Here is a 7,550-nt window from a genome sequence, read left to right on the forward strand (position 1 = left end):
GCGTGTTCACGAACAGCCCCACCAGCCCCGCCGTCTCCACCCGGTCCCGGTTCGCCACCGGCACCCCCACGCGGATGTCCGGCTGCCCGCTGTAGCGGTGCAGCAGCACCGCGTAGGCCGCGAGCAGCACCACGAACGGCGTCGTGCCGTGCGCGCGCGCCGTGCGGTGCACCGCCTCGCCCAGCGCCCCCGGCAGGTCCAGTTGCAGGGCGCCCGCGTGGTAGTTCGCCACCGCCTGCCGCGGATGGTCCGCCGGCAGCACCAGCACCGGCTGTGCGTCGCCCAGCGTTTCTTGCCAGTAGGCCAGCTGGCGCTCGCGTTCTCCTGCTTCCAGCCAGTTGCGCTGCCACACTGCGTAGTCCGCGTACTGGAGCGGCAGCGGCGGCAGGTCCGGGACTTCGCCCGTCACCCGCGCGCGGTAGCCCGCGACGAACTCGCGCAGCAGCACGTCCACCGACCAGCCATCCGAGACGATGTGATGCATCGACACCACCAGCACGTGCTCGTCGGCCTGCATCCGGATCAGACCCACGCGCAGCAGCGGGCCGGTCGTCAGGTCGAATGGCTCGCCGGACAGCGTGGCGCAGATATCTTCCATGCGCTGCTGGGTGTTCCCATCGCCCAGATCGATCTCGCGCCAGTCGAAATGGCCGTTGTCGTGGATCGTCTGCACGGCCTGACCGTCCGCCCCGGCCCCGAACGTCGTGCGCAGGCTCTCGTGACGCATCACCAGCGCGCCGAAGCTTGCCCGTACCGCCCGTGCGTCGAGCGCACCGCGCAGGCGCAGTGCGCCCGCCATGTGGTACGCGCTGCTCCCGCGCTGCAGGTTCCACAGGAACCACAGCCGCTGCTGCGCATGCGAGAGCGGCAATGCCTGCCGTTCGGCCGGCGGCAGCGCGCGAAGCGGCGGGGCGCTCTCGTCCTGCGCTGTGACGGAAGCGGTCGCCAGTGCCGCAACAAGCGCTGCCACCGTCTGCGCATCGAACACCTGGCGTGGCGCTATGCGCAGCCCCGCTTCGTGCGCGCGCGCCACCACCTTCAGGCTCAGGATCGAGTCCCCGCCCAGTTCGAAGAAGTTGTCGTGACGCCCCACGCGTTCCACGCCCAGCACCTCGCACCATACCCGTGCCAGCGTCGCCTCCGTTTCGCCCTGCGGCGCCTCGTAGCCGCGCGCCTCAACATCCGGTGCGGGCAGCGCATGGCGGTCGATCTTGCCGTTCGGCGTGAGCGGCAGCGCTTCGAGCACCACCAGCACGCCCGGCACCATGTACTCCGGCAGCGATGCCGCGAGCGACGCGCGCAGCGTCTGCGGCTCCAGCGTCTGCCCCGCGTGCGCGCTCACATAGCCCACCAGGCGCGTACCGCCCGCGCCCGCCTGCGCCGTGACCACCGCTTCCCGCACACCCGGCTGCGCGAGCAGTTGCGCCTCGACCTCGCCCAGCTCGATCCGGAAGCCCCGGATCTTGACCTGGTGATCGATGCGACCGAGGTACTCCAGCTCCCCCGCCGCGTTCCAGCGCACGAGGTCGCCCGTGCGGTACAGGCGGCCTCCATCCGTATCGAACGGGTCCGGCACGAAGCGCTCCGCGCTCAGCGCCGCACGGTTCAGGTAGCCGCGTGCCACCCCCGCCCCGCCGATGTACAGTTCGCCCGCAACGCCCACAGGCGCCAGATTCAATGCAGCGTCAAGCACATAAACGCGCCGCCCGGCAAGCGGCTTTCCAATCGGCACCCGGCCATCGAACGCGTCCGCCGCCACGAGCGGCGTGCAGTCGAACAGCGTCGAGGAAACCGTCGTCTCCGTCGGCCCATAGGTGTTGAGCAGCGTCACGTGCCCAAGCCCCGCCGCGCGCCACGCCTTCACGCCTTCCAGCGCCATGGCCTCGCCGCCCGCAATCGCGATGCGCAGCGCACCATAGTCGCGCGGCCCCACCGCGGCGAAGTCCTGCGCGAGCAGGTGCCAGTACGCGGTCGTCACGTCGATGATGCTGATCCGGTGCGCGTGCAACTTGCGGTACAGCGTCTCGCTATCCCACAGGTCGGGCCCGCGCAGCACCATCGCCGCGCCGACTGCCAGCGTCGGATAGATCTCCTCAACAAAGCCGTCGAAGCTGAACGTCGCAAACTGCAGCACGCGATCGGCTGCATTCAATGCGCAAAAGTCGATGGTCGCCTGCATGTGGATTGCGAGCGCGCGGTGCGAGACTGCGACGCCCTTAGGCTTGCCGGTCGAACCCGATGTGTAGATCACATACGCGAGGCTCTGCGGATGCACGGCGACATCCGGATTCGACACGGATTCGCCGGACAGATCGACACGATCGATCTCGACGACCGGAAGCCCACTGCCCGCGGGAATACGCTCGCGCACGCCCGACTGCGTGAGCAGCAGGCTCACGCAACTGTCTTCGAGCATGTACGACAAACGCTCGCGCGGATAACCGGGGTCCAGCGGCACATACGTGCCGCCCGCCTTCAGGATCGCGAGCAAACCGATCACCATGTCCACCGACCGCTCCACCGCAATGCCAACGCGCACGTCCGGGCCCACGCCGATCTTCAGCAGCCGGTGCGCGAGCCGGTTCGCCTGCGCGTTGAGCGTGTCGTAACTCACCTCGCGCGCACCGCCGATCACGGCGATCGACTGCGGATCGCTCGCGCTGCGGCGCTCGAACGCGCGCATGACCGGTTCGATGTCATCGTATGCGCCCGCGCTGCCGGACCACGCGAGCAGACGGTCGCGCTGCGTGTCGGCGGCCGCCAGTGCGTCTGCGGTCCGCCGGTTCGCATCGGCGGCAATCGCTGCGAGCAGCGCGAGATAGCGCTCGGCAATGCCGCTAATCGTCTGCGCATCAAACAGTTCGGCCGCGTAGGTGAAGGCGCCCGTCACCCGGCCATCGCGCGCCTCGTAAGTGTCGAGCGTCAGCTCGAACGGCACGCGCTGGTCGGCAATGCGAAAACGCGTCGCCGCCACGCCGTCCATCGCCTGCGCAACGCCATCAATAGCGGGTTGATGCCCGTACATCACGTCGAACAGCGGCGTGCTGCCTGCACCGCGCTCCGGCCGCAGCGCATCCACGAGAAGATCGAACGGCAACGCCTGGTTGTCCTGAGCGCCCAGCACTGCGTCGCGCGCCTCGCGAACCATCTGGTGCAGCGGCGCGCTCCGGTCGATCCGGCAGCGCACGACTTGCGTGTTGACGAGAAAGCCGATCAGGTCGCCCGCTTCGCTGCGCGTGCGGCCCGAGAACGGCACGCCGATGCGGATGTCGCACTCGCCGGTGTACGCGTGCAGCGCGAGCGCGAACGCGGCCATGGACACGGTGAAGAAGGTGAGCCGGTGTTCGCGCTCCACGTGTCGCAATGCTTCGCGCAGCGCGTCCGGCACCGCGAACGGATGATGCGCGGCCGGATGATCCGCAGCCGATGTGCGCGGACGGTCCACCGGCAGCACGAGCGGCACGTGCGCTGGCACGAGCCGTGCGCGCCAGTATTCGAGTTGCCGCGTCATCGCGGACGACGCGATCCAGCGGCGCTGCCAGTTCGCATAATCCGGGTAGCGCAGCGGCAGCGGCGCGAACGCCTGTGCTTCGCCGCGCACTGCCGCGCCGTAGCGGTGTGCAAGCTCGTCGAGGAGGAGATCGACGGACCAGCCGTCGGCAACGATGTGATGCATCGCGAGCACGATGCGGTACGCGTCGTCGGCAACACGAACGAGCGCCGCGCGCCACAACGGGCCATGACCGAGATCGAACGGCGTGCTCGCGAACTTGCGCAGGCGTTCGTCAAGATGCACGAGGCCCGAGCGCGCATCGATCTCTTCAAGGCCGACCGGTCGTGCCGCGTGAACGATCTGCGCAACGCCATGCTCGCCATCCTCCGCGAACGTCGTGCGCAATGCACCATGGCGCTGTGCGAGCGCATCGAGTGCGCTGCGAAGCGCCGCGGTATCGAGCGCGCCGCGAACGTCGAGGCCGCCCGCCATGTGATAGGCGCTGCTGGTGCGATCCAGTTGCCACAGGAACCACAAACGCTGCTGGCCAGGCGACGCCGCGAACCGGCCAATATCTTCGCATTCCGGAATAATCGAATCTACTTCGAGCGGTTCACCGGACGCCAGCCTCTCGCCCATCAACGCGGCCATGCGGCGCAACTCCGGCGCGTCGAACACATCCGCGATGTCGAACCGCACCTTCCAGCGTTCGCGCATGCGTGCAACAAGCTGCGTCGCGCGCAGCGAGTTGCCGCCGAGCGAGAAGAAATGCGCGCCGGCTTCCGTGACGGGCTGTTCGAGCACCTCCGACCAGATGGCGGCCAGCGGCGGCTCCACCTCGCCGGACAACGCGGAGCCGGCACTGTCGATGCGTGCGCTCATCCCTTCGACGAAGCGGCCGCCTGCATGGATCGCATATGCGTCGAGCTCGCGGCTTCTCCATCGCTGAGCAGTCGCCGCACGCTGCAGCTTCCCGCTCGACGTCTTCGGCAGCGCACCCGGATTCAGCAGCACGGCCACGGCCAGCGGCTCGCCGCACGCCATGCTGACCGCCTCGTTCAGGGCATCGACCAGCGCCTGCGGCGGCACGAGCTTCTGCGTGCTGCGCGACACCTCGAGCGCAATACCGATGCCCTCGCGCCCGTCGAGTTCCACACCGAACGCCGCCACGCGCCCTTTGCGCACGATTTCGACCTCCGCCTCCACCACGCGCTCGATATCCTGCGGATAGAGATTCTGTCCGCGGACGATGATCATGTCCTTGCGCCGCCCCACCACATAGAGCCCGCCGTCGTGATGGAAACCGAGGTCGCCGGTGCGCAGCCATCGCGTGCCCTCGTCTTCGACGAACGCATCGGCTGTCGCATCGGCGTTCTGCCAGTAGCCGAGCGCGACACTCGGCCCGCTGACCCAGATCTCGCCGGAACGTCCCTCAGGCAGCGTGGCACGCGTAACGGGATCGACAATGCGCACGTCATGCGCGTCGGCATGACGGCCGCACTGCACGAGGCGCACGCCCTCCGCTTCGGGGAGGGCCTGTGCCGCGCGCAGGCCGGCCTCGCAAAACGCCTCGGTAACGAGGCCGCCGCCGCGTGTGCCGCCGGTCACGAACAGCGTGGTCTCGGCGAGACCGTAGCAGGGGTACAGCGCGCCCGCGTCGAAGTGTGCCGGCGCGAACTGCCCGGCGAACGCCTCCTGCGTGTCGTAACGCACGGGCTCCGAGCCGCAGAACGCAACGCGCCAGCTCGACAGATCGAGCCCGCTCATCTGCGTATCGCGCACGCGCTCGCAGCACAGCCGGTATGCGAAGTCGGGGCCGCCGGAGATCGTGCCGCGATAGCGCGAGATCGCGTCGAGCCAGCGCACGGGCCGCTCGAGAAACCATTGCGGCGACATCAGCACGAGCGGGATGCCGCTATGAATCGACTGCAGCAGCGCGCCGATCAGCCCCATGTCGTGATAGAGCGGCAGCCAGCTCACGAATACGTCGTCGGCCGTCACGCCAAGGCTCGCCTGAATCGCAATCTCGTTGGCGAGGATGTTGGCGTGCGACACCATCACGCCCTTCGGCGCCGAGGTCGATCCTGACGTGTACTGCAGGAACGCGAGAGCGTCGCCGCCGATCGTGACGGTCACGTCCGGTGAGGCGCCCGGGATCGTGTCCTGGCTGGCATCGCTGCATACCCGGTCGATTGCGATCACCTGCGCGCCGGGCGCAATCGAAGCCAGCGCTTCGGCGGCTTTCGCTTCAATGTCGGAGGTCGCGAGCACGAAGCGCGCGTCGCAGTTCTCCGCGATGCCGCGCAGCCGTGCGAGGTGCTGCTCGCGCGTGGATTCCGGCGGATAAACGGGCACCGCAATCACGCCCGCATACAGGCAGCCGAAGAACGCGGCGACGTAGTCGATCCCGCTGTCGGCAAGCAGCAGCGCGCGGGCACCCGCTGCGCCGCGCTGCTGGAAATACGCGGCGATGCGGCGCGCGCGGCGGTCGAGGTCGGCGTAGTCGTGGCGGGTGTCGCCGTTCGCGCCGACCGTCACGATCGCCGTGGCGTCGGGACGCAGCGCAGCAAGCTCGCCTACGCGGCAAGCGACATTGAACGGTTGGGGTGTTTCAAGCAGCATCGCTGACCTTGCTATCCTGGGATGAAAAATGCGCCTGCAGCGCCTGCACAAAATCGGGGTGATGCGGCAGGCCCATGTGATCGGCGTCGACGAACGCCGAGCGGCGCTCTGCGCCCTCGACGTAGCGCGACCAGTCGGACTGCCGCTCCGATGCGAGCGGCGTGCCCTCGAATGCGACGCGGCGCGCCCACCAGTGCATCAGTGGCGCACGCAACGGCTTGCGTTGCCCTTGCCGCACGATCGAGGTGAAGTACTCGTTCATCAGCGCAGCCGTGCGCAGCAATTCGCGCTCTTCGCCGTGGTGGTATTCGGGCAGGAAGTCGCGCCACTTCTGCGCCTCGTCGAGGAACTGGCGGAACCGTTCCAGTTCCTCGTCGCCGATGCGGCGTGGCGCAATCGCGCGCGCATTCGCAATGCGGCCGGCGGCATCGACGATCTCGTGCGGCGCAGCCGAATCGACGAGCCCGACGAAATGCACGGCCTCTGCGTCGCGTTCGAGACAATGCGCGACTTCGACCGCAAGCACGCCGCCGAGCGACCAGCCAAGCAGGTGATACGGACCTTCGGGCTGCACGCGGCGAATACGCGCGGCGTAGTCGGCCGCGAGTTCGGGCAGCGTCTGCGGCCACCACGTTTTGTCGGTGTAGTACGGCGCCTGTACGCCGTACACGGTCGCGAGTCCCTCCAGCGATTGCGCGAGTGTCCGATACTCCGCGACGAGCCCGTATAGCGGATGAATCGCGAACAGATTCGCGGCGGCGCTCGCGCGCGTCATGCGGATGAGATTCGACGGCAGATCGCGCGACGCATCGACCGCTTCGAGCAGCGAGCGCACGGTGGGGTGCGTGAACACCTGTTCGAGTTGCAACGCGTCGAACCCTTCGGCACGCGCACGCTGGACGATCTTCAGTGCGCGCAGCGAATCTCCGCCCACCTCAAAGAAGTTATCGGTCACGCCCACCTCCTCGCGCCCGAGCACGGCACGCCACACCGCCAGCAACCGCGCCTCGCGCTCCGTGCGCGCCTCCACCCGTTCCCGTTCCCCTCCCGCCTCCGGCTCCGGCAGCGCGCGACGGTCCACCTTCCCGTTCTGCATCACCGGCAGCCGCTCCAGCACCACCAGCGCCCCCGGCACCATGTACCCCGGCAGCCTCCCCTCCAGCCCCGCGCGCAGCACCTCCACCTCCACCGCCCCCGACACGTACCCCACCAGCCGCCGCGCCTCGCCCTCCCCCCGCAGCTCCACCGCCGCCTGCTCCACCCCCGCCACCTGCCGCAGCGCCGCCTCGATCTCCCCCAACTCGATACGCATGCCCCGCAGCTTCACCTGCTGGTCCATCCGCCCCAGGAAGTCGATCGTCCCGTCCTCCCGACGCCGGCACAGGTCCCCCGTGCGGTACAGCCGCGCGCCGTCATCACCGAACGGGTCCGCCAC

Annotated in this window: 2 protein-coding genes; both read right to left on the reverse strand. The window is 68.7% G+C overall.

What is annotated here, in order from left to right; genetic code table 11:
- Positions 1-6,115 (reverse strand): non-ribosomal peptide synthetase (locus tag BFE01S_RS41645; protein WP_042340064.1); only part of this gene is annotated, 6,115 nt, incomplete at its 3' end.
- Positions 6,105-7,550 (reverse strand): thioesterase domain-containing protein (locus BFE01S_RS36500; RefSeq protein ID WP_156967284.1); only part of this gene is annotated, 1,446 nt, incomplete at its 5' end. The genes BFE01S_RS41645 and BFE01S_RS36500, both read right to left, overlap by 11 nt.

It is taken from the genome of Paraburkholderia ferrariae NBRC 106233 (assembly GCF_000685035.1).
Taxonomy (GTDB): Bacteria; Pseudomonadota; Gammaproteobacteria; order Burkholderiales; family Burkholderiaceae; genus Paraburkholderia; species Paraburkholderia ferrariae.